This window comes from Natrinema soli (genome assembly GCF_028618695.1).
The window spans coordinates 50,627-75,442 of the sequence record NZ_JAQIVI010000413.1 but is presented as its reverse complement, the minus strand read 5'-3'; the positions used below and the strand labels follow the sequence as shown (position 1 = coordinate 75,442).

At 57.3% G+C, this 24,816-nt stretch carries 22 protein-coding genes and 1 pseudogene; 12 read left to right on the top strand and 11 right to left on the bottom strand.

The features are described from left to right. Nucleotides 1-82: 82 nt before the first annotated feature. Nucleotides 83-232 (bottom strand): annotated as a pseudogene (locus tag PGX04_RS34770) (ATP-binding protein); the annotation flags it as partial. Between the two features lie 966 nt (nt 233-1,198). On the opposite strand from PGX04_RS34770, the gene PGX04_RS22660 reads away from it, so the two are divergent. Together PGX04_RS22660 and PGX04_RS22655 are read left to right on the top strand one after the other, a co-directional pair. Next, complete coding sequence (locus PGX04_RS22660) at nt 1,199-1,642, top strand: universal stress protein (RefSeq protein ID WP_273740578.1); 444 nt, start codon at nt 1,199-1,201, stop codon at nt 1,640-1,642. A 413-nt stretch (nt 1,643-2,055) separates the two neighbouring features. Beyond that, nucleotides 2,056-3,132, top strand: coding sequence for a mannonate dehydratase (locus PGX04_RS22655; RefSeq protein WP_273740577.1), 1,077 nt, complete (start codon nt 2,056-2,058; stop codon nt 3,130-3,132). Between the two features lie 279 nt (nt 3,133-3,411). On the opposite strand, the gene PGX04_RS22650 is transcribed toward PGX04_RS22655, so the two are convergent. Further along, nucleotides 3,412-3,615 (bottom strand): hypothetical protein, encoded by a 204-nt coding sequence (locus PGX04_RS22650; RefSeq protein ID WP_273740576.1) that lies wholly within the window; start codon nt 3,613-3,615, stop codon nt 3,412-3,414. 1,036 nt (nt 3,616-4,651) lie between these two features. Here PGX04_RS22650 and PGX04_RS22645 point away from each other — a divergent pair. From PGX04_RS22645 to PGX04_RS22630, 4 genes are all read left to right on the top strand, one after another. After that, entirely contained in the window at nt 4,652-5,410 is a 759-nt protein-coding gene (locus tag PGX04_RS22645) for an IclR family transcriptional regulator (RefSeq protein ID WP_273740575.1), read from the top strand. A gap of 324 nt (nt 5,411-5,734) precedes the next feature. After that, nucleotides 5,735-6,724: a TRAP transporter substrate-binding protein gene (locus PGX04_RS22640; protein WP_273740574.1), complete on the top strand. Its 990-nt coding sequence runs from the start codon at nt 5,735-5,737 to the stop codon at nt 6,722-6,724. Nucleotides 6,725-6,781: 57 nt separating this feature from the next. After that, the gene (locus PGX04_RS22635) at nt 6,782-7,342 is read left to right on the top strand and encodes a TRAP transporter small permease (RefSeq protein ID WP_273740573.1); all 561 of its coding nucleotides are present in this window, start codon (nt 6,782-6,784) and stop codon (nt 7,340-7,342) included. 1 nt (nt 7,343) lies between these two features. Then, nucleotides 7,344-8,639: a TRAP transporter large permease gene (locus PGX04_RS22630; protein WP_273740572.1), complete on the top strand. Its 1,296-nt coding sequence runs from the start codon at nt 7,344-7,346 to the stop codon at nt 8,637-8,639. Between the two features lie 144 nt (nt 8,640-8,783). On the opposite strand, the gene PGX04_RS22625 is transcribed toward PGX04_RS22630, so the two are convergent. Further along, nucleotides 8,784-9,722: a dihydrodipicolinate synthase family protein gene (locus tag PGX04_RS22625; protein WP_273740571.1), complete on the bottom strand. Its 939-nt coding sequence runs from the start codon at nt 9,720-9,722 to the stop codon at nt 8,784-8,786. Nucleotides 9,723-9,937: 215 nt separating this feature from the next. After that, a complete protein-coding gene (gene xacF, locus PGX04_RS22620) occupies nt 9,938-11,386 on the bottom strand; it encodes a 2,5-dioxovalerate dehydrogenase (protein ID WP_273740570.1) in 1,449 nt (482 codons plus the stop codon). A 53-nt stretch (nt 11,387-11,439) separates the two neighbouring features. On the opposite strand from xacF, the gene PGX04_RS22615 reads away from it, so the two are divergent. From PGX04_RS22615 to PGX04_RS22605, 3 genes are all read left to right on the top strand, one after another. Further along, nucleotides 11,440-11,658 (top strand): SDR family NAD(P)-dependent oxidoreductase, encoded by a 219-nt coding sequence (locus PGX04_RS22615; RefSeq protein WP_273740569.1) that lies wholly within the window; start codon nt 11,440-11,442, stop codon nt 11,656-11,658. A gap of 7 nt (nt 11,659-11,665) precedes the next feature. After that, a complete protein-coding gene (locus PGX04_RS22610) occupies nt 11,666-11,971 on the top strand; it encodes an SDR family NAD(P)-dependent oxidoreductase (protein WP_273740568.1) in 306 nt (101 codons plus the stop codon). A gap of 1,046 nt (nt 11,972-13,017) precedes the next feature. Then, a complete protein-coding gene (locus PGX04_RS22605; RefSeq protein WP_273740567.1) occupies nt 13,018-13,173 on the top strand; it encodes a hypothetical protein in 156 nt (51 codons plus the stop codon). A 267-nt stretch (nt 13,174-13,440) separates the two neighbouring features. Here PGX04_RS22605 and PGX04_RS22600 read toward each other — a convergent pair whose 3' ends face one another. From PGX04_RS22600 to PGX04_RS22590, 3 genes are all read right to left on the bottom strand, one after another. After that, a complete protein-coding gene (locus PGX04_RS22600) occupies nt 13,441-13,680 on the bottom strand; it encodes a DUF2061 domain-containing protein (RefSeq protein WP_273740566.1) in 240 nt (79 codons plus the stop codon). Nucleotides 13,681-14,149: 469 nt separating this feature from the next. Beyond that, nucleotides 14,150-14,548 carry a cupin domain-containing protein gene (locus PGX04_RS22595; protein WP_273740565.1) on the bottom strand — a complete coding sequence of 133 codons (399 nt, stop codon included), beginning with the start codon at nt 14,546-14,548 and terminating at the stop codon, nt 14,150-14,152. A 1,048-nt stretch (nt 14,549-15,596) separates the two neighbouring features. Then, entirely contained in the window at nt 15,597-16,625 is a 1,029-nt protein-coding gene (locus PGX04_RS22590) for an LLM class flavin-dependent oxidoreductase (RefSeq protein WP_273740564.1), read from the bottom strand. Nucleotides 16,626-16,872: 247 nt separating this feature from the next. On the opposite strand from PGX04_RS22590, the gene lonB reads away from it, so the two are divergent. After that, the gene (lonB, locus tag PGX04_RS22585; protein WP_273740563.1) at nt 16,873-19,017 is read left to right on the top strand and encodes an ATP-dependent protease LonB; all 2,145 of its coding nucleotides are present in this window, start codon (nt 16,873-16,875) and stop codon (nt 19,015-19,017) included. Nucleotides 19,018-19,138: 121 nt separating this feature from the next. Here the strand turns inward: lonB and PGX04_RS22580 are convergent, their stop codons facing one another. From PGX04_RS22580 to PGX04_RS22570, 3 genes are read right to left on the bottom strand one after another with little or no spacing between them, the layout of a single operon-like run. Next, nucleotides 19,139-19,957: a polyprenyl synthetase family protein gene (locus tag PGX04_RS22580; RefSeq protein ID WP_273740562.1), complete on the bottom strand. Its 819-nt coding sequence runs from the start codon at nt 19,955-19,957 to the stop codon at nt 19,139-19,141. Nucleotides 19,958-19,959: 2 nt separating this feature from the next. Beyond that, nucleotides 19,960-21,432: an MATE family efflux transporter gene (locus tag PGX04_RS22575; RefSeq protein ID WP_273740561.1), complete on the bottom strand. Its 1,473-nt coding sequence runs from the start codon at nt 21,430-21,432 to the stop codon at nt 19,960-19,962. Then, entirely contained in the window at nt 21,429-22,028 is a 600-nt protein-coding gene (locus PGX04_RS22570) for a TetR/AcrR family transcriptional regulator (protein WP_273740560.1), read from the bottom strand. The genes PGX04_RS22575 and PGX04_RS22570 overlap by 4 nt, the downstream gene beginning before the upstream one ends. Before the next feature lie 180 nt (nt 22,029-22,208). Between PGX04_RS22570 and PGX04_RS22565 the strand changes: the two genes are divergently transcribed. After that, entirely contained in the window at nt 22,209-22,832 is a 624-nt protein-coding gene (locus tag PGX04_RS22565; RefSeq protein ID WP_273740559.1) for a TetR/AcrR family transcriptional regulator, read from the top strand. A gap of 11 nt (nt 22,833-22,843) precedes the next feature. Here PGX04_RS22565 and PGX04_RS22560 read toward each other — a convergent pair whose 3' ends face one another. After that, entirely contained in the window at nt 22,844-23,275 is a 432-nt protein-coding gene (locus tag PGX04_RS22560) for a zinc ribbon domain-containing protein (protein WP_273740558.1), read from the bottom strand. Nucleotides 23,276-23,641: 366 nt separating this feature from the next. Here PGX04_RS22560 and PGX04_RS22555 point away from each other — a divergent pair, with 366 nt between their 5' ends. Next, nucleotides 23,642-24,679 carry a sodium:calcium antiporter gene (locus tag PGX04_RS22555; protein ID WP_273740557.1) on the top strand — a complete coding sequence of 346 codons (1,038 nt, stop codon included), beginning with the start codon at nt 23,642-23,644 and terminating at the stop codon, nt 24,677-24,679. The last annotated feature ends 137 nt before the right edge of the window (nt 24,680-24,816 follow it).

Sequence of the window (24,816 nt, the reverse complement as noted above, 5' to 3'; positions counted from 1 at the left end):
TCTAGTTACTGACTATTCTAGCTTGGTGTCTCTGGATCCCCCGATCTGCTAAACTAGAACGGATGCCCATCAACGAATCCGCCCTTCGAGAAGAGGAGAACTTCGATAACGGCCCTGAATCGACTCCCGTCGCGCCAGCAATCTCGTTCGGAGTCGTGTGGTCCGTTGGGACTAACTCAAGGATGCTCATATACCGAGCTGGACTACGTAACTCGGTGCGCAGCAGGAACTCGGTCAACTATCGTCTTGTCGAGATCGGATACATCGTACTTCGCTGCAACTTGCTCGAGCTTCCAGTCGCTCGTTGTTATTCCTTTCTGAGTTCGTGTTCGGCAACTACACGAATGTAGGATAAAAATATGCCAAGAAATTTTCTCGTGGAGTAGCACACCAACGCTGTTCGCCGAATTCAACAGAAATGAAACTATTTCGGTTATTGTGGGATATAATAATGAGTGGAGTGATCAATATTCATCTGGTGCTTGATCGACTGCTCGCCCACGGATTGTAGAAGTACTCGACACATATTTTGGTGGAATGAATTATATTTCGGCAGATTTTCCGAAGTAGTCGAGATAATTACGTGATCTTGCCCGAACAAGGGTAATTGAGTAGCTAACACCATCGACGAGAGACCCCTTGTCAGAGAAATGCGTTCGCAGTTACTCTATGAGGAGGTAAGGCAGAGTTAGTTCCTCAACCTCCATCGACTGCATCATCGATAGCTCATTTTGACCCATGCTTTATTGTGCTATATTCACACTACTGAGTATTTTCCTTTATGGTTGCTATCTTATCAATTTTGGCCGGGAACGACGTGCCGTCTTCGGAACGCGAGCATTCTACTGGGCCACACGAAAGTTTCGCTTGCGTAAACGTCAGGTCGCGTTTCAAACGGATCGCAATCGGCTCGAGTCGTCCGTACCCGATCGCTGATTGACTCAGTCAGCGTGTTAATTAATCAAGGAGGAAGAAGAGCGACAGGTGGTTCTCACAGCCTTCAGTCAATCCTCACGACCGCTCCCGCGAATTCCAATTTCGGACAAAGGCGGAAAACGACAAACAGTAATTTCTACCACCAGCTACCACCAGCGTGCAGTGCCGGAGGATTCCTCCGCGTGAACGCGAAAAATATCAACCGAACATAACTCTCTCGGTAGTGCGGAATTTTATATATTGCCCCGACTGTATAGAGAGTATGGAGAAAGTACTCGTCATCCAGACAGGTGATGAGCCGGATCAGGAACTGATGCGCACAGCGAAGAATCACGTCACTGGAACGGAGAAAGAGATCCTATTTTGCAGGATCATCGACGAGAAGCAATTTCAGAATAACCTGCAACGACAGGCGAAGTCGGACAGAGAGGTCGAAAGCATCGACGAGATGGAGAAGATCGCGACAGCCGAGGCCAACGAGGTCGCGAAAAATGCGTTCGGCCCCGATATTCCGTACACGGCACGAGGCGTCGTCGGGACGATTCCAGGTGATCTCATTGAGATCGCTGAAAAGGAAAACTGCGAGATCGTATTTGTCAGCGGTAAGAAACGCTCTCCGGCCGGAAAAGCACTTTTCGGCGACGTAGCGCAGTCGATCATCCTCCAGTTCGACGGACCGGTTACCGTGACGACACAGTCATTGTAACGCGATCGAATCCACCGAGAATCAGTGCGGGACTCAGGCGGAAGGATAGATCAGCATCGATACGAAGCGGAAATATGATTATAATTTTCTTTTCGTGAGCAGTAACTGGATGGAAGCTCTTATATCAAAAGACGACAGCTGATTACGTGGCGCTACGGGATGCAGCGAGGTGTCAGATTAAGGGTTGCTCACTGTTGACCCTCAAACCCCTTGAGCACTCCAAGCGCCACTTGTCGTAGCTCACCGAAAACGCTAGCCCCGTATCCTGTCCCATAGCAACGGCTGCCAATCTAGCTTTTCGGCTTTCGTCCGGAGATCAGATTCCGTCCGGTACTTCTGGATAAGCGATATCACTCGGGCCGGTCCGATAGCCTCTCCGAAATAGTTTAGGTGTTTCAAACGAGTCATCGGATATGAATCGCAATAGCAACACGGCTGTCAGCGTCGGTGTTCGAACACGATCGCTTTCGCAGTCTCGACTACGATACATTAGTCAACTCGGAGTGGCGGATATTTTCGTGGATCACGCAGACACGGCTGAAGAGCCCGACGAGTTCAACGACCGAGATGGGACCGATACGATCGCGGTCGGCCCAAATCAGATTCCGTCCGTCTCGGAACTCACGGCTGCTCGAGAACGTATCGAAGACGCCGGTCTCTCCTTTACTGGAATCCAGTCGCTCCCGTATTCGATGTACGGCGATATCATGTTCGGTCGCGACGGTACGGACGAGGCGCTCGATCAGATCACCACTCTGATTCGAAACCTCGGTGAAGCCGACATTCCGGTGTTAGGCTACCAGTGGAACCCCCGCAGCGTCGTTCCGATGCGGACGTCGCCCGTAGAGACCCGTGGCGGCGCGGAGGCAACCGCCTTCGATTACGATGAACTTGACGATCCAGACGAGCTCGCACCTGGTCTCGATCGAGCCTACACCGAAGACGAGTTCTGGGAGAATTACCAGTACTTCCTCGAGACAGTTCTCCCCGTGGCGGAAGAAGCCGGCGTCGACCTCGCACTTCACCCTGTTGATCCACCGGTCCTCGAGTCGCTCGGTGGTATCCCGCGTCTGTTCCGGAACGTGGAAAACTTCGAGAAGGCGATGGATCTCGTTCCAAGCGATAACCACGGGCTCAAGCTATGTCTGGGGTGTTTCTCGCAGATGGGTGAGGACGTAACCGAAGTCATCCGCCGCTTCGGCGAACGTGATCAGATCGTCTTCATTCACTTCCGGGACGTCGTTGGAACGGTACCGAAATTCCACGAGACGTTCGTTGATACGGGTAACTTCGACACCGCGGAGGCGGTCCGGACGCTCCACGATGTCGGTTTCGATGGTCCCGTCATCCCCGACCACGTACCGAAAATGGAGGGTGACGACGACTGGCGACACCGCGCTCGTGGGTTTACTATCGGCTACCTCCGAGGGGTTATCGAGACGGTCCGATCGGAATCGTCCCGGACGACGCAGGTAGCCGAAACGGAGTAGCCGCTGTAGTTTCCCTCGAAACGTTCCGTCCGGATCCGGCCTCAACGTTCTGAAACGAGTGTCTCACGGCTCTCTCCGTCTGCTCGGTGGTCCTATTCACCGTTTTCGCTCGAACGACTCATCCTGCTCTGTCATCGCAATTTGACGTGTATACCTTTATTTGATGCCGTGCTCACGTGGGACGTGATGTGTTGCACGGTTGTAACTGTGCGTTGGTTGCGCCATACGAATACCCCTTTCGGTGCGAGGGGTGTGGGTTCGTTCCACCGCAAGGACCGACTAACTGCCGGACGAAAGCGACACCGTGGGGCCGTCAATGTCTGGTATCGTCGTGTCGCCCATTTCTTTCAGGCAGCGAGTAGCAGTCTCAGTATCGATTCCTGCGATCCCTTCGTCCACTTTCTCGTCTGCCCTCGTACACTCGCTGCCGTCTGCTGCCGTGTCCCACTCGTCTGTTTCCGAATCGACGATAACGGAATTCATCGCTCGCCCAATCACGCGTCGTGACGGATTCGATCATCCCATCAAATACGGTTTCGCGTTCGATCTCGTTCGAATCGACCGGCAGTTCCTCAGACATAGCGATTGGCGATACCGGTCGTTCCAGACGTGTGTGCGTATCTCTACCTGATCCCTCGGCCGATTCGCACCGTTGGCTCGCTCGTCCCTGCAGTCGTGTCGACGGTCGGACCGCCGCTCAATCGCGGAGTCGTTAGGGTTCTCTGGCAGAGAAATTCGATTCGTAGTACGCGGTCAACAACTCTGGAAAGTGTCTGGTAGTTCTCGTAAGTACGGAACGAACATGCGGAACTCTCTGGCAGTGGCTTTCGTGCCCTCTCCGATCATCGCGCTTATCCCACACGATATTCACTCTGGGTAAATTCGATGCGAAAGCGATTGAACGCGTTCATATTGGCGTGTCTCTGCACGGATCTCGGAGATTGGCAGGAGTTCGCTGTCAGCAACTAGATTTTCGATAGTATGCCCGCCACACTCACGTCGTCGGAACAACGAGTGGGAAATCAGATTTTCTCTGAGAGAGAATTAAACGATCTCGTATCAGCTATACCCCTCACTCTCCATTTACGACCATAGAATTGTAATTTCCGTCCTTCCTGATCGATTAATTTCCAGGATGGTTTACATCTACTTTGCACCAGCATCAAACACTACCCGGTATTGACGATAGTATATTTGTAATCCAGCTCGCACATCCATTACAATTGTATGTATGTAATTATAGTTGTTAGACGACGTATCGGCAGGTGTTTCTCTGCTAGATAATTTCTGTTCGAAGCGTCACTGTGGGTAGCGGCGGACGCTCGTTTCGCCCAGAACGCTATCGTCGTCCCTCAAACCGGAAGGTTCAGGGATACGATCTGAACCGGAATCATGGGTTTCGGCCATCTCTGTCGGGATCGTGTGCCGTCACACGCCGAATAGCACCGCAATTCGTCCGCTGCGCTTCATCGTTCTCTCATGAAGAAACCTTATGGGGACTCGTATCAAACCCATATCTATGGGACACAAAGCAAAATACCCGGTCAAAGCAACCGAGACGACTCTCGAGATCATCGATCTCCTCCAAGAGTTTGATAGAGCGGGCGTGACAGAAATCGCCACAGAGCTGGATCTCGCCCCCAGCGCCGTTCACAAACACCTCAGCACCCTCCAGGAGCACCGATACGTCGTCAAAGACAGATCGGAGTACCGGTTAGGGCTCCGGTTTTTCGAGTTGGGTGGATACACGCGCCATCGGATGGAACGCTACAATGCGGCGAAACCGGAACTCAAATCGCTGGCAGAGGAGACAGGTGAAAAGACGAACCTGTTGGTCGAAGAGCACGGGCTCGGGATCTATATCTACCGATCCATGGGAAACGAAGCGATTCAGATCAATACGTACACGGGTGAGTCCGTATATCTCCACAACACCGCGCTTGGAAAGGCGATTTTGTCATACCTTCCGGAAGAACGAGTCGAAGCGATCGTCGATCGCCACGGACTTCCGTCTGCGACCGAGCGAACGATCACGGACGTCGACGAACTGTTCGAAACGCTTGCGGAGATTCGAGACCGAGGTTTCGCGTTCGACGACGAAGAGCGGATAAACGGACTCCGATGCGTTGCGGTTCCGCTCCTAGACGACGGGAAGGCTATCGGTGCGATAAGCGTCTCCGGTCCGAGAAGTCGGATGACCGATGAACGGTTCCGAGAAGAAATCCCAAACAAACTCTCCCAGAAAGCGAACCTGATCGAGCTCGATTTGAGCTACTGATCGATTCCGTTTCATCTGCCCCTCGATCGGTGATCCGTGGCGACGGTCGCTCGTCTCGAGGTGTGTTATCGGTCGGTTGCAACGGATGTCTCTCCTAGAGGACCGTCGTGGTTCGGTCAAGACGAACAGAGGCTGTCTAGCCCCAGTGGCGGTTCGACTCGCTGAGAACGATCCCACTACTTCAGATTGCGGCTTGGATATAAATCTGGGCAGAGACCAACGCGGTATCATAGGAAAAATAGGGGTAAATTCATATACTACCAGTACAACAGTGTGAGTATGTCTGGCAATCAGGCAACCGGTAGGGACAGTCGTTTAGCCAACGTGACGCGCCGCCAAGCCGTCAAAATGGGCATCGGCGCGTCCGGAATCGCAACTCTCGCCGGTTGTATGGGGGGTAGCAGCAGTGGGACAAGTATCACGCTTGCTAGCGTGATGGAAGAGGGAACCTCGCCGGTCTACGCGGGCAAACAATTCAAACAACGCATCGAAGAGGAATCGGACGGTGACATCAGCGTCGAGTTCTCCTACGGCGGTTCGTACGGATCAGAGACCGAGACATTCGATCTGATGACGCAAGGTGCAATTGACATGTACACCGGTGGATCGGACGCGTACGATCTTCACGCGCCCGAGTACTACTTCTTCAACTCGCCGTTCGTCCTCGAGAGTTTCGAACAGCAACAGCGAATCATGGAGTCGGACGAGTTCCAGGAAGATGTGTTCCCGGCTCTCGAGGAAGAAGGGATTATGGTCGCTGGTCCTCGGATCTATAGAGGGATGCGACATTACACGTCGAACGAGCCAGTTCGCACTCCAGAGGACGTTCAAGGGATGGATCTCCGGCTTCCGAGTCACGATTCATGGGTTAACGCGTGGGACTCGGTCGGTGCGAGTCCATCACCTGTCTCACTCGATGAACTGTATTCGGCCCTTCAGCAGGGAGTTGTTGGAGCTTCCGAAGGTCCACCGGCCCAAATCGCCTCGCTTAGCCTCTGGGAAGTGCAGGACTACTACAGCCTCACTAGCCATCTTCCCCAGAGTGGGCAGATGTACGTCAGTACCCGTTTCTATGACGGATTAGATCAGTCTGACCAGGATCTGTTCGACGAAATAGTCAATGAAGTTACCGAAGAGGCAACACAGTGGGCCCGAGACTCGGAAGAAGAATTACTCACTGAAGCCGAAGATAACGGGATGGAAATCGTCGAAGGCGTCGACTCAGAGGCGTTCTACGAGGCAGCCGCTCCTGCGGTCGAACGGTTATTCGAAAACACCTACGCGGGTTCGTGGGATAAATGGCGTAACATCTGAGTGAGACAGTCCCACTGAATCGGTGCTATTATACTACAGCGACCATTATTATTAACCATGGATATCGACCAATCATTAGGGTTAAAAAAAGACACATGGTACGATTGGATCGTGCTAAATGTGGCAACATTCATTTTCGTTCTAATGTTGCTGCTGACGATCGCTCAAATAATCGTCCGTGGCTTCGATCTCCCAATCAGCGGGGGTGCATGGTGGACAGAACCCCTCGCACGGTATTTGCTCATCGTCGGAACATACGGTGGGGCCGCAGTCGCCTCTAGGAACGGCGAACATATCAAGATGACAATCGTCTCTGACCAGTTCGAAAAACGATCTCCGCTGATCGGAATGATCGTTGATACTATTGCACAGGTCTTGACGATCGTCTTCCTGATCATGTTGGGGTATGCCGGATTGCGTGCGGCACTTCAGAACTGGGATACGCCTATGATCGGTGTTGCAGCGGTACAACAGGGATGGATATACGGGACAATAACGGCCTTCATCGTGATGATGGTATTCTACGAGTTAATCAATCTCCGTTCTCTACTAACGACGAATGACTTCAGTCAGCAACTCATGAACAAGGGAACCCACGCGAATAAGGAGGGAGAGTAAGATGGAGCTAGTACTGATCGGGCTCATTTTCCTCGGGGGATTGTTGGTCCTCTATGCGCTTGGCATGCCCGTCGCGGTCGCGATCGGGTCAGCATGTATCCTCATCATGCTCTCCCCGTTTGGCCCGCCCCTTAATTACGGCTTGATGTCGAATCAGTTGATGCACGGGCTGAACTCGTTTACGTTGCTTGCAGTCCCGTTCTATCTTATGTTAGGTCGACTGATGAATAGAACGGACATGACCACAGAGGTCTTCGACTTCGCAAGCGCTATCTTCGGGCGAGTCCGCGGCGGCATCGCTCAGGTCAATATCGGCGCGAGCGTCATCTTCTCGGGGATGTCCGGGCTGGCAGTCGCCGACGCTGCGGGGCTCGGTCGAGTCGAGTACAACGCGATGCGCGATCAAGGATACGACAAGAAAACGGCGATCGGTGTCACCGGTGCGTCGTCGATTATCGGCCCGATCATCCCGCCGAGCGTGCCGATCATTCTGTACGGCGTGTTAGCCGAAGAGTCGATCGGTGCCCTGTTTCTCGCCGGGATCGTCCCGGGGCTCCTACTGGCTGGCGTCCTCTCCATCTTCACGTATCTCGTCGTCCGGTGGAAAGGATACGGGAAAGGTGAGGCCGTCGGGCTTCGGACGATCGGACGGGAATTCGTCAACGCCTTACCCGCGCTACTCATTCCCGTCTTCATCGTCGGCGGTATTCTCTCCGGGATGTTCACCGCGACGGAAGCCGGCGCGGTCGCGGTCGTCTATGCGATCGCACTCGGCTTCTATCAGGGCTCGCTGACCGGCGAAATTCTCCTCGAGGAGTTCCAGGAAGGAATGGTCGAAACGTTCTCCATTCTGTTTATCATCTCCCTGGCAATGCTGTATGGCCTCGTCGCATTGCAGCTCCGGATCCCGATACTGCTGGCCGACGCAATCACAGGATTCACGACGGATCCGACGATTGCGATCCTGATCTTCGTCCCGCTGTTCATGCTCATCGGGACGTTCATGAGCATCACTGCTACGATCATGATTATGGTACCGATCCTGATGCCGATCATCGGAACGCTCGGGATCGATCCGATTCACTTCGGGATCGTGATGATCCTCTCGCTCATGACCGGCGTCGTCACACCACCGCTGGGCTCCGTCCTCTTCGTGCTGGAGAAGGTGACCGACGCGTCCCTCGAGACGGTCATGCGAGCGATGGTATTGTTCTACATTCCGCTCTTGATTGTCATTCTGATCGTCGCACTCGTGCCGGAGGTCTCAGTCTACGTCCCGAACAACTACTTCTTCTAACGACCGTTCCGTTTCTGTTTCCGTCGGGTTGATCAGCAGGGTGGATAGTAGAATCGCTTGCGATGCAGGCATGATCGTAGACGCGATGTACTGCGACAACAAAAAACAGGTAGTCGACTGCACTGAAGACGGCGAATCGTCGTCTTACGTGATCAAGCGGTCGATGTTATCTTCGAGTTCGTCGTAGCGCTCTTCGGCTTCGCGTTCGATCTGATCGGGAAGCGGACGGATCGGCTCGCGGATGTCCCCGCCGTGGAGCCCGGCAAGTTCGAGCCCCTTCTTGACGACGGGAACGCTGACGGCTCCCGGAATCTCGTTGTTCTCACCGTATTCGTCGCGGAGGTTCTGATACGGGAGACAGATGTTTCGGAGCTCCCGCGCACGGTCCCAGTCACCGTCGGAGAGCGCGTCGAACAGTTCGAGTCCGATCTCCGGACGGAAGTTGCTCACACCCGCAGAGAACCCTTCGACACCTTCCGCCCAGTAGGCGACTGCAAAGGGTTCCGCGAGGCCGTTGACCCAAACGACGTCGTCGTTACCCGCTGCGATTCCGGCGCCGAGTTTCACGCTGTCTTTCAGCGCGTACTTGATACCGACGACGCAGTCGAGTCGCGTGAGTTTCCCGAGGTAGTCGACGGACGGATTGAACCCGCGGACGTAGGGGACGAGCGGTCGTTCGGTACTCGCTCCGAGCTTCCGATAGTACTCGAGGAGTCCCTCTTCGTGGAGGTAGGTGTGGTCGGGCGGCATGACCATCATCGCGTCGACTCCGAGCTGTTCGTACTCTCGAGCGAGTTCCTGAGCGCCGGCCGTGCTCCCGCCGACGCCCGCAAGCACACAGGCGCTTTCCGGAAGGCCGTCGAGGGTTGCTTCGGCGGCTGCGACCCGTTCGCTCTGTGACAGCGAGTGGTACTCGCTGATGTTTGCGGTCGCGAGGAACGTTCCGACTCCTTTGTCGTGGAGCGCTCTCGCGTTTTCCGTTATCTTCTCGTATTCGATTTCGCCGTCTTCATCGAAAGGTGTAAGCAATCCGACAGCTACGCCACGGAGGTGCTCCTGCACCTGCTCGGCAGACAAGGCCATAGATTGGTTTGTGGCGGCAATTGGCATAAAACCATCGTCTACGGCCAATTGAGCGACGAAATCGCCGGCGTTCGACGAACGGCCGTCGGACCGTACGGTCCGGATCGGTGGCTCGTTCCGCTTCGACTACTAACCTGCGAAAATAGGCCCAAGAGAGGAATCGTTCGAGATGATCGAAATTGGCTATTCGGCTCCGCACGTCCCTTGACGGGACGTCAGTAGTTCATGTAGACCGTTTTCGTGCTCGTGAAGAAGTCGAGTCCGGCATCGCCCTGTTCCCGATACGTGTTCGTCGAAGAGTTCTTGTAGCCGCCGAACGGAACGTGAAGTTCCAGCCCCGTCGTCTTCTCGTTTACCTTCGCGACGCCGGCCTCGACATCCTCAACGAACTGGTTGGCCTCCGTGAGATCCTGCGTGACGATGCTCGCGGACAGTCCGTATTCGACATCGTTCGCTACCGCGAGGGCCTCCTCGAAATCGCCGACCGTGATGACAGCGAGCACTGGCCCGAAGACTTCCTCCTGAGCGATCCGCATCTCGCTTTCGACATCGGTGACGACGGTCGGTTCGACGAAGAACCCGTCGTACCCGTCACCGTCGGGCTCGCCGCCACCGGTCCGTACCGTCGCCCCGTCCTCTCGAGCGACATCGACGTACTCGAGCGTCGACTCGAGTTCGCTTCGGCTGACGTGCGGTCCCATGTCGGGGTCCTCGAGACCGGGGCCGACTTCGAGCGATTCCGCGTAGTCGGTGATCGCGTCGACGAACTCGTCGGCGACGTCTTCGTGGACGATCGCGCGGGAACAGGCAGTACAGGATTGGCCGGTCGTTCCGAACGCACCGACGCCAACGATGTCGACGGCGTTGTCGATGTCGGCACTCGGCATGACCACCGTGGGGTTTTTGCCGCCCATCTCACACTGGACGCGCTTCAGATCGTCCGCCGCCGTTTGGGCGACCGTCGTTCCGACCTCCGTGCTGCCGGTAAACGACACGGCGTCGATGTCGTCGTTGGACGCTAGCGGTGCACCCACTTCGCTTCCCGAACCCGTAACGAAGTTCGCGACGCCGTCCGGCAGTCTCGCTTCGTCGAGACACTCGAAAACGATCCGGGTCACGTTCGGCGCCTCCGAAGCGGGTTTGATGATCAGCGTATTTCCGGTCGCGAGCGCGGGCGCCAGTTTCCAAGCCGGAATCGCGATGGGGTAGTTCCACGGCGTAATGAGGCCGACCGTTCCCAGCGGCTCGGGCTTCGTATAGAGATCCTTTCCGGGCGCGCTCGGGGCCTTCGACGTTCCACCGAGGTCGCGGGCCTTCTCGGCGTAGTATGCGAAGATATCGATCGCACGCTGGACTTCGCCGGCGGCCTCGCTGCGGGTTTTACCTTCCTCTCTGACCAAGGTCTCCGTCGCCTCATCTTTGCGCGCCGCGAGGCGGTTTCCGGTTTCTTTGAGGATCTGTCCGCGGCTCGGACCGGGCGTATCGGCCCACTCGTCTTGAGCGGCGACCGCTGCGTCTATCGCCGTTTCGACGTCCGCTCGCGTCGACGATTGATATTGTCCCACGACTTCGTCGGTATTTGCAGGATTTCGAACCTCGAAGGTGTCACCGCTTTCCGATTCGTTCCACTGGCCGTCGATATAATTGGCGTGCACCGTCGACATTTCATGCGAGTGTTCGGGGCGCTCGTATACATGAATTGTGGTATCGGTCGCCGGTGACCGGAGCTCACGGGGTCGCCGACGCGAACACCGACGCCGACGCCGAGGGAGCGGCCCATCCGATCCAAGTTGACGTCACCGATCGCGCCGAGATCGACGCGATGCGCGAGGCGGTCCTCGAGACGTTCGGACCGATCGACATTCTCGTCAGCAACGCGGGTATCACGAGCGACTGTCCGCTCACTAGAATGAGTCCCATGACTGGCCCAGCGTGATTGAGTCTTGCTCTACGGGGCGTTTACCTGCACCAAGGCGTTCTACGACGACCTCGAGACCGTCAACGACGGCCGAGTAATCACCATCTCGAGCGTGATCGGGATACAGGGCAACGTCGGTCAAGCAAACTATGCAGCGGCGAAAAGCGGCCTCTTCGGCTTCACCCGCTCGCTCGCACTCGAACTGCGGGGTCGGGGCGACGGCGAACTGCATCGCACCGGCTTCACGCGCACCGAGATATCGAGGCAATCCCCGACGAGATCCAAGAGGTACTGCGCGACGACGTCCCCCTCGAGCGATTCGTCGCCGTAAACGAGAACACTGGATTCGTCCCTAGTTCGAACAGCGCGAGGGGGGTGGATCTCCTCGTAGAATCCGAATTCGAGTGTCTCAGTGACGTGAGCGCCGACACCGACGCTGTCGACCATCGCTACGTCTCGAGTATGGACACCGATGATGTCGAAACGGGTGACGGGGTCCAGCCCGTCTCCGTTGACGAACTCTGCGACCCGGCGCGGTCATCTGGAGGGTCAAAACTGGAACGGTTACCGGCTCACACCGTATGAATCGGCTAGTTAGCCCTAGACCTCTCATTTATGTAAATTTTATACTTTTATTTTAGTATTTCTATATCCAACAAGATACAATTATGAGGAAATCATATAGTTAGAGGAATAAATGATGAATAATTTCCATTATTTGACCGGCGTCTATATTGAGAATATACTACAATACATACCGGGTCGATGCTGATTCCTGATGCCGCAATCTTCGGACGACGAGGGCCTCATCCTACTGCCGTATTTCTGCATCGATTGACCGAGAGCAACGATCTCTCTGACATCTGGTTCTCGTCGAGGGTTACGGTCTTTTGATTTTCCTCGCTCAATTAGTGGAGAACGGTTCGCTCAAATATACCGAGCGAAACTGAATTACAACGCGCCTCCTACTCTCGAAAGGGGCATTACCAGCTTTCAGAGTTCGTGGATGAGCAGTCGAGTGAGCAGTAGTAAAAGAATTGCGGGTTTTATACACTACTATAATATGAAATAGATGATGAGACACGTAATTGATGATCGGAAACGGAGGTGTGAGTCGAAACAACGTATACACATCGGAATCCAACGAACCTCAACCGAAAATTTGGTCTTTGCCAGATATAGTTTGGAGGGGAATCGAGTTTTGATGGCATTCAGAAGTAAATTCAGACGAATCACCGGTGAGAATACCATATATCGATCCGGATACGAGCATTCTCGAGCGTATCGTCGAAACGTTCGCTCGTCCAGTTTGTCGAACGTGTTGATAATCTCGGTGTAGGGTATCGACGGGTTCGTCGACGACGGCAGCATGTGCTCGTGGCCGATCAGTTCGCGCACGTCGGGCGCGTGGCTGCCGCCGTCGAAACGCTCGCGGATATCCGTCGCGGGATCGGTTTCGGCTTCCAACCGGTCACGCTTCGACTCACCATCGCTCTGCCGACTCCCGTCTCCGCCGGCGATCCTACGCTGTGACGCGCGAAGCGACGCCGCACGAACTATAGTTGTTACTGAAATCCACTGTTCACCTGATCGAAACGCTGTCATGCGATCAGGCGTGGATTGACTTTCAGTGGCTACTATAGTCCATCGTCCGCCTCGAGACCGTGTGACTGGTCTCCGATGGATCTGCAGTCCCGCTCATTAGTACCGCCGATCGATTCGAGTGGATCTGCGAACGGATCGAGTACTCTCGTCGGCCCAGACGCCGAGCGGCCGGGAAGAACGAGGACCCGACGGAGATCACGAGTCGGGCAGTACTCCCCACGTAATGTGGTCCCATGTCCGCTCATAGACGTAGTACGTGCCCGTCTTCAGTATATTAGTTAGAATTCCAATATTTATCGCGGCGCTCACGTCATCAACGATCAACCACGCGACGAGTATCGTGATCAGCATCATGAACAGCCGATAGCAGAGCGTCTTGACGATAGCCCGTTTCTGGGCCTGAATAGCGGACCGGGAAACCACGTTCCGTCCCATACTCCTTTCTCGGAGAGCGCCCCAATAAATAACCAATATCGGGTACATGATTGCCGGTTAGTAACCAAAATAAGTTTCGTATCAAGCAGTCCGCTCCAGGGAGACCCTGCTCCCGTCGCTCGAGTTCGTTCCGGTGGGTGTCGATGCGAGCGAGCGATCTCTCGGGTCGCTCGCGCTGTCCGCGGATCGCGTCTCCCTCCGAAAACGAAGGAGGAGAGGGTATGGAGCATCCCTTCAGCGGGAGGTAAGAGAAAATCGGACGTGTTCTGTTCCGTTTGGTTATTTTGGCTCTGTTGAAATCCTATTCTTCATATGTATTTTAGTGTGAAACGCATGCTCACTACATGTGCGAACCTAACGCTAGCCCATATATCAGATATCGAATATATTTGTAGAACCGTGCTGAATGCATAGCGTAACCCGGTGACCAACTGAGACATTAAAATGCAGGCTTGGCGGTTAGCACGTATTACTCAACAGGTGGAAGGTAGGTATCGTAGCGTTCCATCACCTCAATAACGGGGGCCATATCAGATGGGGGCCACTCATCTACTCCGGCTCTCAACTCCTGTATTTCCTTGAAGTATTCCTCGAGTCCACCAGGCGAGACCAAGATCAGATACCTCGCCGGTTCGTCCGAAACTACGGTGAACGTGTGGACCCTCCGAGGTGGCACTAAGACGAATTCGTCTGGCCCCGCCCGCCGGTCTTCGTCATCGATTTCGAAATCGACCTTCCCCTCTAGAATGTAGAATCCCTCAATCATCTCCTTGTGCCAGTGGGGTGCGGGACCTTGGCCGGGATTGGCCTCGTTTTCGATTAGACTCCACGCACCGTCGGTATCGTCACTGGTGGCGAGCAGTGACATTTTGATACCAGGTCTAGTAATCACTCTCGATTCATCTGGCTGAGAACGATTCCGTGCCATACGATAGATACGTTGACTTAGTATAAATCGGTATCCGGGTTTTTATTCTGAACCCGCCGTAATCTTGCTGAATGTAACTTCTAGATTCAGCACACTCTTCCTGACAACTATCAGGGGAATAAATGCCGGTTCCGTTACCTGTATTAGCTGTACTTATCGCAGAGGGTGCCAAACACATCATGTTCTAATCATTTCAACAGAGCCGTTATTTTCAGTAGATGTTCGATTTAGTGTGATAAATCCAATAGATTGGTAACTCTACGGTTACGAGATAGAAATAGCGGAGAATAGAATCAGTCTACCTACATGATCCGTCCGACTCGAGACAGACGATCCCTGGCCTTCCGAGATCGAAGCACGTTCCGACGTGATGTCACTTGCCGCATTGTCACCTCGGTCTCGGATCCATCCCCCTGATCGGCAGATCACCTGCGGGGGATGGGGGCTCAAACGCTGGCCTTCGGCCGGCGTTTCTCGAGACACCAATCCACTTTGGAGACAGTTCTATCCTCGGTACCCCGTAAGACAGAAGCACGGCGGGTCGCCGCACTACGCGGCGCCCCTGCCGGCGTACCCCCACCCCTCTTTCCATCCCTTCGACGACCGACCCGGTCCAGTAGCACGGAGCTATCGCAGCCACTGAAACGATTCACATACTGATCGCATAGTCCACGGTTCTCGCCTACTGTGTTCGCTCCGAACCGCGCATCGCCCCGAACCGCGCTTCCGTCGTTCGATCAGGTGTGCAATGACGTTCAGTGACTCCTCTCGTTGCAGTCGTACTGACTTCGTCCAGCGTCCGCTCCGAGGATCGTTCGTTTATCACTCCGGGGCCGGTACGGGAAACGGTAGACCACTCGTTTGGAGGGGATATCGGCGGCTGTCAGTCACTGGAAGGGAGAATCCTGGAGAGCGGTTCACCGAGAGGGGAGCCGCTCCGCTGAAGGCCGCGAATCCCGACAGCGGTCTCCGATACTGGCAGCCCCCGTCAGCGAGACGTAAGGCCGACGCCATCGGCCAGCAATTCGTGAGAGCGGAGCGCGTCGTCGTGGTCGGCGACGACGTGTTGGATCATCACTTCGTCGACGCCGACGCGATCGGCGAGTTGCTCTAACAGGCCCGCGAGCGTGTCCGGATCTCCGGAAATGGCGCGTGGCCACTCGTCGGGACCGAGCGTTGCAGGCGTTGGCTCGGGGACGCCATCGAGTTCGTCGATGGCCTCCTCGACGGACGGTGTGGTGCCAACGTCTCCGCGTTTCATCCGCTTGAACGATGCCTCGGCCACCGCTCGTACCCGTGCCGCCTCCTCGTCGGTCTCGGCACAGACCGCGTTCACCGCGATCATCCCCTGCGGGTCGTCGATGCCGTCGGCCAGCCGTGACGGCTGGAAGTGCTCGCGATACTCCTCGAACGAACGAGCGGCGAACTGCGGCCGAATGAACGCCGCGAAACAGTACCGCAAGCCGAGCTCACCCGCGATAGCCGCGCTGGAGGGACTCGAGCCGAGCACCCACGGCACTGGTTCGTCCTCGCCGGAGCGCGGGAGTTCGAGGTCGCCGTAGGCGTGCCCCTCGGGATAGTCGTCGTAGAGGTGATCGATGACGGCCTCGATTTTCTCGGCGTGGTCGTCGTCGGGATTCTGCACGCGTCGGTCCGTCCCGAGGGCACGGTCGGCGGCCGGCGACCCGTTCGCCCGCCCGAGACCCGCGTCGATGCGACCCGGTGCGAGCGCGTCCAGCGCGCCGAACTGTTCGGCTACCTTGAACGGGCTGTAGTGGTTGAGCAACACTGCCCCCGAGCCAAGGCGGATCGAGTCGGTTTCGGCGGCGAGGTGCCCGAGCAATACTTCGGGCGTCGTCCCCGCGATTCTGTTCGCCATTCCGTGGTGTTCGGCGACCCAGAACCGCGAGTATCCGAGTCGCTCGGCCTGCTGTGCGGCTTCAACGGTGTTCACGTAGGCATCGGTCGCGGTGCCGTCGTCGGGAACTGGAGACAGATCTACGGCAGAGAGTTCCATATTCGATCTCGGTGACTACGAGGGATAACGGTTCGGTTAATGGAACCTCATCGCTCGTCCGTTCGCACGATCTCGCTTCGGTGATCGTCTCTCCGCTTTCCCACGGACAAAACGCGGAGTCGCCATCGGCGGCCCGTTCTCCGGCTATAACCGTTGTATTCCGCGACAGACGCAACTGCTACTATCTACCATATGGAGAAAGTATATCTGTCGCAATCCCCTCGTCTTCGATACTGAATCGAGTTCTATGAGTAACAATACAGACGTTGATGACTCTCCTGAAGACGCTTCGGACACCACCGACGAGGAACGGTCCGAGCGGCAGGGAGATCAGTCGCCGCTCGAGGAAGACGGCGACCGGCGTCCCGGCGGCGACGATTCGATCGACGAGTTCGAGCCGTCGTCCGACGAGGCGGAGGGAGACGATATCGAGACCGTCGACGACCTGGGGAGTACGGTCGAGGTCGATCCCGGCGTCGAGGTCGACGAGGAGATCGCCGAGGACGACCTGCTGGGTGGCCTCAAGATCGACTCGACGGAGGACATCGAAGTCCCAGATCGGCTCGTCGATCAGGTCATCGGTCAGGACGAAGCACGAGATATAATTATCAAGGCGGCGAAGCAGCGCCGTCACGTCATGATGATCGGCTCGCCGGGGACCGGCAAGTCGATGCTGGCGAAGGCGATGAGCCAACTGCTTCCGCAGGAAGACCTGCAGGACGTCTTAGTCTATCCCAACCCGGACGACGACAACGAGCCGAAAGTACGGACCGTCCCTGCCGGAAAAGGCGACCAGATCGTCGCCGCTCACAGGGAGGAGGCGAACAAGCACAACCGGCGGCGCTCGATCCTGATGTGGGTCATCATCGCAGCCATCATCGGCTACGCCATCATCGTCGGTCCCCTCCTGCTCGGTTTCCTCGCGGCGGGGGTCATCTGGCTAATCTTTCGGACCATGGGCAATAGTGGGGATGCGATGGTGCCGAACCTGCTCGTCAACAACGGCGAGCAGCGCGTCGCTCCCTTCGAGGACGCGACCGGTGCCCACGCCGGCGCGCTGCTGGGCGACGTCCGCCACGACCCCTTCCAGTCCGGCGGTATGGGGACGCCGAGCCACGAACGGGTCGAACCCGGTTCGATCCACAAGTCCAACAAGGGCGTGTTGTTCCTCGACGAGATCAACACGCTCGACATCCGGACCCAGCAGAAGCTGATGACTGCGATCCAGGAAGGCGAGTTCTCCATTACGGGCCAGTCCGAGCGCTCCTCGGGCGCGATGGTCCAGACCGAGCCCGTCTCCTGTGACTTCATCATGGTCGCCGCGGGTAACCTCGACGCCATGGAGAACATGCACCCCGCGCTCCGCAACCGGATCAAGGGGTACGGCTACGAGGTCTACATGGACGACACCATCGAGGACACCCCCGAGATGCGGCGCAAGTACGCCCGCTTCATCGCCCAGGAGGTCGAACGCGACGGCCGCCTCCCCCACTTCACCGACGAAGCCGTCGAGGAACTTCTCCTCGAAGCCAAGCGGCGCTCGGGTCGGAAAAACCACCTCACACTGCACTTCCGTACCCTCGGCGGGCTGGTCCGCGTCGCGGGCGACATCGCCCGCGCAGAGGATCGCGAGTACACCACTCGAGACGACGTTCTTCGAGCCAAAGACCGCTCGCGCTCGATCGAGCAACAGCTCGCCGACGACTACATCGAGCGCCGCAAGGACTACGAGCTGCAGATCAACGACGGCGGCGTCGAGGGCCGCGTCAACGGCCTCGCCGTCATGGGCGAGGACTCCGGTATCATGCTCCCCGTCATGGCCGAAATCGCGCCCGCACAGGCCGGCGGAACGGTGATCGCGACCGGCAAACTGCAAGAGATGGCCGAGGAGTCGGTCCAGAACGTCTCCGCGATCATCAAGAAGTTCTCCGACGTCGATCTCTCGGAAAAAGACGTCCACATCCAGTTCGTTCAGGCCGGCGAAGGCGGTGTCGACGGTGACTCCGCCTCCATCACGGTGGCGACGGCCGTCATCAGCGCGCTCGAGGACATCCCGATCGACCAGTCGATCGCGATGACCGGCTCGCTCTCCGTGCGCGGCGACGTGCTACCGGTCGGCGGGGTCACCCACAAGATCGAGGCCGCCGCGAAGGCCGGCTGCACCAAGATCATCATCCCCGAAGCGAACGAGCAGGACGTGATGATCGAAGACGAGTACGAGGAGATGGTCGAGATCATCCCCTGTTCGAACATCAGTGAAGTCCTCGACGTCGCCCTCATGGGCGAACCGAAGAAGGACTCGCTGGTCGACCGCCTCAAGTCGATCACCGGTACGACGTTCGATCAGGGCACCGTCGGCTCTACCGCCGGCTCGAATCCGAGCCCGCAGTAACCGACTCGGTAGTCGCTGTTGCGGAAGAGAGGAGTCGTATTTCGCTGGGACCAACTCGAGAGAAGACGTGTCACGCGGCGCTGCTTCGTCGCGACTACTCACTCGTACTTGACCGCTGTGTTCAGTCCCCGTTGCTACCTGCTATACTCTCCGAGACCGTTTCCGCACCGAACGCTCGCAAGGAGGTTACGTCGACAGCGGACGAAAGCTGTTGGAGCGCGTGATCCGTTTCTCGGAGGCGTCGTTTCGCATGCTGACGGAGTCGCCGTTCAGTAAGTGACGTACCCGCCCGGACAGCTGGCCCATCAGAAGCGAGGATGTCCTGTATCTGCCATACCGTTCCCAATCCGCGCCCCAGTGTCGCAAAGTGGTCGCCGTCTGGGTCATCGATATCCGCCAGCGTTGCACCGATAACGGCCGCCCCTCGTCCGAGTGCGCCGGCAGTGTTATCGATAGACGACCAGTACTCGGCCGGCGACGGTGGTGACGGCAGACAGTCGCTTCCCAACGCCTCGATGATCGACTCCGAGACGGTCGTGAGTTCTTCGACGCACTCCGCGATGCGATCAGCGGTAAGGGTTCCGAGCGTGGAATACGCGGACGTATAGAGGTAATCCGAGGCCAGCAATGCAGGCGTCACCTCCCACTGCACCGAGTCGGTGGCCTCGGTGCCGAGTTGGAGTATCAGTTCCTCGCGAAGCCGAAGGTATCCACGAAGCAGTTCGATCGCTGTCGCGGCGGGAACCACTTCCGGCCGATCTGGCGTCGTCGCCAGAGAGTTGTGTGAAAGGGCTACCAGTTGCCCGTACCACCGAGTATCACGTTCCAGAACCGTCGTCGAGGCAGGAGCTAACCGGCCGCTATCTGCAGCGTCGAGCGCCAGCTCGAGTCGGCCGTCGATTTCGGCCCGTCGGTCAGTGAGTGAAAGCTCGCGAGCCATCGTCAGTCGTCCGTTGTCGGGACCTCGATATTGGTATCATCGATATCGACGTCCGACTCGGTTAGATCGCCCTTCCGCCACGTCCCGCGCTGATACCACGCGTACGCGATCGCTGCGCCGGCGACGTTAGAGACGGCAAACGAGAGCCAGATGCCCGATTCGCCGATCGAACTGGCTGAAATCCACGCGATCGGGAAGCGGATGACCCCGAGCATCAGCACGGAGATCGCCGCCGCAGTGAGCGTTTTCCCGGCACCGCGGAAACTACCCGTGTACGCCCGCATGATTCCGATGAACCCGAACGTCAGCGCGACGTAGCGCAGGAATGCCGCGGAAATTTCGACCACTTCGGGATCCGTCGTGAACAGGTCGGCGATAGGGACCGCACCGAACCAGATGAGAATTCCCGCACCCGTGAGGATACCGAAGAGAGCCTTCGCTGCGAGTGCCGTCGCCTGCTCGGCTCGGTTGGGCTTGTCAGCGCCGATGTTCTGTCCGGTCATCGTCTCGACACCGCGGGCGACCGCGATCGCGGGCAGGAAGACGACCGAGAAGACGCGCGTACCGATCCCGTACGCGGCGACGACCGTATCGGGGAAGAACGCGACGATGAACAATAGCAGATTCATCGACACGGCTCGTCCCGTCCCCTCGATAGAGGCGGGGACGCCGATCCGAGCGAGGCGGCGGAGATAGGTGAAATCGGGCGCCATGTCTCGGAGGTTGATCTGGACGCCGCGCTCGCCGCGAAACATGATCGCGAGGCCGACGACAAGCGCCAGCGCGCGCGAGAACACCGTCGCGATTGCGGCACCTTCGATTCCGAGTTCGGGGAAGGAAATCGTACCCACCAGCGGTGCGTTCTCGACGACCGTCCACCCGAAGATCAGGAACGGGTCGATGATGATGTTGAGAACCACCGAGCCGAACATGACCAGCATCGGTGTGATCGTGTCGCCGTAGCCTCGCATGAGCGAAACGAACACGGCGAACCCGAACATGAACAGGAGGCCCAGCGAGATGACTTCCATGTAACTCGAGGCCATCGGGAGCACGTCGGGAGACGCGCCCATGAACCCGAGGAAGTCTCCAACGAAGAAGTAGCCGACGACGCCGAGGATGACCGACGCAATGCCGGCGAATGTCACCGTCTGTGACGCAGCGTATTCGGCTTCCCTCTCCTCGCCGGCACCCGTATACTGGGCGACGAGAACGCTTCCGGCGACTGAGATGCCCATTCCGAGCGAGATCAGGAGGAACACCATCGGGAACGCGAAGCTGATCGCCGCGAGTGCATCCGTGCTATACTGACCGAGCCAGAACGTATCCGCGAGATTGTACGCGGTCTGAAACAGGTTCGTGACGACGATCGGCATCGACAGGAAGAAGAGCGGTTTTCCGATGTCGCCCGACGTGAGATCGAACTCCTCGCGCCCCTTGAAGAGAGAACCGATGCGACGTCGAATATCCGTCATTGCGTTCCCTCCACCGCCGTACTGATCAGTAGATGCGTCTCAATATACGACGTGATGGTCTCACCGAGTCGATCCGTCGAATAATCGACCGCGACTTGACGTGTGTGAGATCCCACGATGATCGTTGTGAACACCTCGGCGATACGCGATGGGGCGACGCTCTCGTCGAATTCGCCCGCGTCGATGCCAGCCGCGATTATCTCTCGGATCCGTTCGAAGAGATAGTCGCCGAATTCGACGAGTCGGTCCTGGATTTCGTCGTCGTACGGAGCCTGTGCCTTCACTTCGAGCATCGCAGTGCGGAACTCCGTCCCGGGAGTGTCCTCATCAGTAGTGAGCAACACCTCGAGTAGTGAGCGGAGATGCTCTCGAGGAGAGTCCCTGGCAGTCGAGTCTATCTGGGTCGTATACCGGTCGTAGAGAAAATCGAGAAACGCAACGAACAGCTCGTTCTTGCTCTCGTAGTAGTAGTGGATAGCTGCTTTACTCATCTCGGATTCGGCAGCGATACACTGCAACGTGAGTTCAGCGTATCCGTGCTTGCAGAGGGCACGATACGTTGCGTTCAGGATTTCACTGGTTGGTTCGTCGTTCATGTCGGTCGATACGGGTGCTTACTGACTAGTTAGTCAAAAGGGTTCGGAAACAGGATCGTCCCGAAACTATCGTTTCGTATCGCGTTCGTTCAGTCGGCGGCGATCGAGGTGATACCGAAACGGTTTATCCTGACGAGTGGGTCAAAACTGTTATCCCTCGCCCACGTGAGTAGCGATACGATGGCTGATCCGTCGACAGAGGCTGTCTCTGACCCAAACGAGACAATCATGCGGGCAACGTACCGTGCACTCCGAGAGCACGGGTACGCCGATCTCACGATCCAACGGATTGCCGACGAGTACGGGAAGTCGACCGCTGCGATCCACTATCACTACGATACGAAAGAGGATCTACTCGCGGCGTTTCTGGACTACATCCTCGAGCAATTCAAGGATGCGGTCCACGAGGTCGAAACGACGGACCCCGAACAGCGACTCGAGTTGCTACTCGACAAACTGCTCGTCGACCCCGAGGACCACCTTGACCTGCTCGTCGCGATACTGGAAATGCGCAGTCAGGCGCCGTATAAGGAACGGTTTCGCGAACGGTTTCGGCAGAACGACGAGTACGTCCGGTATATGCTTCAGACGGTGATCGACCACGGGATCGACGAGGGCGTGTTCGCAGCCGTCGACGCCGAACACGAGGCGCGAGCACTCATGACGATCGTCGATGGCGCCCGCACTCGAGCGGTCGTGCTAGACGAGGAGCGTGCGCTGACGACGGCGAGGCGGACCGCCGACGATTACGTGGCGAACGTGCTGGTGAACGACCGTCGAGGAGACGGGTCACAGCGCGGCTAACGGGGTACTACTCACCGCTGTTCTGACGCCGCCGGTCGCTTCCGGTCGACGTCCTCGACGGAATTCGTACACCAGTGACAGAACTCGAGTTCCGGGTCGAGATCGTGTCCGCAGTGGGGACAGGCGACCGCGCTTTCGGCGGAACCGTCGGACGAACTGGCGGCAGCGTTCTGTCGCTGAGCGATCCGATACGCGTCGACGACGCTGAGTCCGATGACGATGAACATCGGTGCGACCGCCAGCAGCGTTCCGAGCGTCCAGTTCCCGGTCAGAAACGCGTCGACCGCCGCCGGATCGGCGAATAGTATACTCGCGCCGAAAGAGGCAACGAGCCATCCGATCCCGCGACTCCACCGGCGGAGATAGAGGTGGCCGAGGCCGGTAGCGAGCGCTGCGAGGAGCGCTGCGAACCACGGTCGTTTCTGTGGTAGCGACTGGGCCATATATTGACTAACCAGTTAGTCAGCAATAAGCCTTCTCCATCTCGGCTCACCTCGAACAGCTTCGCTCACCTGTCGACGACGCCCGATGCAGAGTCGTACTGCTCGGACCGATTCTACTGCTGCGGATCGATTCGCTTGATCGCTCGAGACGCTCAAGTGACCGGTCTAGTTTCGCCTCTCCGTGGGTTCACACATCTCACTATCTGAGTGATCGGCAAACGAACGCGTTCCCCGCCTCCAGTGACTCTTCGATCGCTACCTGTGAGAGCCGGAACCACAACGAGGGGCGTCTTCTACGAGAGATCCGGGATTGAGGCAAACGACACATAGAATAATTAAAAGGACTCGAGTCGGTACCGACAGGCAATGGTCCTCGGTGGTGTACTCCCTGACGTGCCCGTTGTCAACGGGCTCGTCATCGTCGTCGCAACTGGCCTCATCTGGTTCGGCAGCGGCTGGCTCGAAGACTCGGCGGAACACCTCTCGGCATACTACGGATTGCCAGCGGTCGTCCAGGGGTCAATCGTCGTCGCTATCGGCTCGAGCTTTCCCGAGTTGTCGAGCGTCGTCTTTACGGCGCTCGCCGGAACGTTCAACATGGGCATCGGCGCGATCGTCGGTTCCGCTATCTTCAATATTCTCGTCATCCCCGCCTTGTCCGGAATCGCGACGAACGGTGATCTGGAAACGAACCGAACCATCGTATATAAGGAAGCCCAGTTCTACATGATCGCCGTCGCCGCACTGATCATCACCCTCGCACTCGCCGTGATTTACGTTCCCGTTCCCGACGGACCCGAACTCGCCGGGCGGCTCACGCGTCCGTTGGCGCTGCTCCCCCTCTTTCTCTACGGATTGTATCTCTTCATCCAGTGGCAAGACGTCAGCGACTACGAGGCCGACGACGCACCGACTGGGATTTCCGTCGGCCGCGAGTGGGGAAAACTCGCTGTCGGCTTACTCGTCATCCTCGTGGCCGTCGAGCAGCTGGTCGGCGGCGTCGAATCGCTCAGCCAGACGTTCGGTATCCCCGAGTTTCTCGCCGGTGTCACCATCATCGCGGCGTCCACGAGCCTTCCCGACACGCTCGTGAGCGTCCGGTCTGCCAAAGCGGACAAGGGGATCACGAGTCTCGGGAACGTGCTCGGATCGAACACGTTCGACCTCCTGGTAGCGATTCCGATCGGCGTTCTCATCGTCGGTAGCGTGGCCGTCGATTTCGCGGTTGCCGTCCCGATGCTCGGAGTCCTGACCCTGGCCACCGTTCTCTTATTCACGTTTTTGCGTACCGATCTCTCGGTTACGAAACGGGAGTCCGCCGTGTTACTCCTAGCCTACGGCCTGTTCGTCACGTGGATCGTCGCCGAAACCGTCGGCGTAACACATCTCCTCAAGGGAACGTAGCAGGCACCCAGACGTAGCAGGCACCCGGAATACCTCGACCTGTGGGTCGGAAATGAGACGGGCCGAGTTCCTCGAGGGCGGTCGGCAACGCGAAGGGACACTACTGCGGGCTTGGATCACGCGGTGAGTCGGGAGAA

Coding starts and splice junctions, on each gene's coding strand:
- PGX04_RS22660 (WP_273740578.1), top strand. CDS start 1,199: ATGGAGAAAGTACTCGTCATCCAGACAGGTGATGAGCCGGATCAGGAA.
- PGX04_RS22655 (WP_273740577.1), top strand. CDS start 2,056: ATGAATCGCAATAGCAACACGGCTGTCAGCGTCGGTGTTCGAACACGA.
- PGX04_RS22650 (WP_273740576.1), bottom strand. CDS start 3,615: ATGAATTCCGTTATCGTCGATTCGGAAACAGACGAGTGGGACACGGCA.
- PGX04_RS22645 (WP_273740575.1), top strand. CDS start 4,652: ATGGGACACAAAGCAAAATACCCGGTCAAAGCAACCGAGACGACTCTC.
- PGX04_RS22635 (WP_273740573.1), top strand. CDS start 6,782: ATGGATATCGACCAATCATTAGGGTTAAAAAAAGACACATGGTACGAT.
- PGX04_RS22630 (WP_273740572.1), top strand. CDS start 7,344: ATGGAGCTAGTACTGATCGGGCTCATTTTCCTCGGGGGATTGTTGGTC.
- PGX04_RS22625 (WP_273740571.1), bottom strand. CDS start 9,722: ATGGCCTTGTCTGCCGAGCAGGTGCAGGAGCACCTCCGTGGCGTAGCT.
- xacF (WP_273740570.1), bottom strand. CDS start 11,386: ATGTCGACGGTGCACGCCAATTATATCGACGGCCAGTGGAACGAATCG.
- PGX04_RS22600 (WP_273740566.1), bottom strand. CDS start 13,680: ATGGGACGGAACGTGGTTTCCCGGTCCGCTATTCAGGCCCAGAAACGG.
- PGX04_RS22595 (WP_273740565.1), bottom strand. CDS start 14,548: ATGTCACTGCTCGCCACCAGTGACGATACCGACGGTGCGTGGAGTCTA.
- PGX04_RS22590 (WP_273740564.1), bottom strand. CDS start 16,625: ATGGAACTCTCTGCCGTAGATCTGTCTCCAGTTCCCGACGACGGCACC.
- lonB (WP_273740563.1), top strand. CDS start 16,873: ATGAGTAACAATACAGACGTTGATGACTCTCCTGAAGACGCTTCGGAC.
- PGX04_RS22580 (WP_273740562.1), bottom strand. CDS start 19,957: ATGGCTCGCGAGCTTTCACTCACTGACCGACGGGCCGAAATCGACGGC.
- PGX04_RS22575 (WP_273740561.1), bottom strand. CDS start 21,432: ATGACGGATATTCGACGTCGCATCGGTTCTCTCTTCAAGGGGCGCGAG.
- PGX04_RS22570 (WP_273740560.1), bottom strand. CDS start 22,028: ATGAACGACGAACCAACCAGTGAAATCCTGAACGCAACGTATCGTGCC.
- PGX04_RS22565 (WP_273740559.1), top strand. CDS start 22,209: ATGGCTGATCCGTCGACAGAGGCTGTCTCTGACCCAAACGAGACAATC.
- PGX04_RS22560 (WP_273740558.1), bottom strand. CDS start 23,275: ATGGCCCAGTCGCTACCACAGAAACGACCGTGGTTCGCAGCGCTCCTC.
- PGX04_RS22555 (WP_273740557.1), top strand. CDS start 23,642: ATGGTCCTCGGTGGTGTACTCCCTGACGTGCCCGTTGTCAACGGGCTC.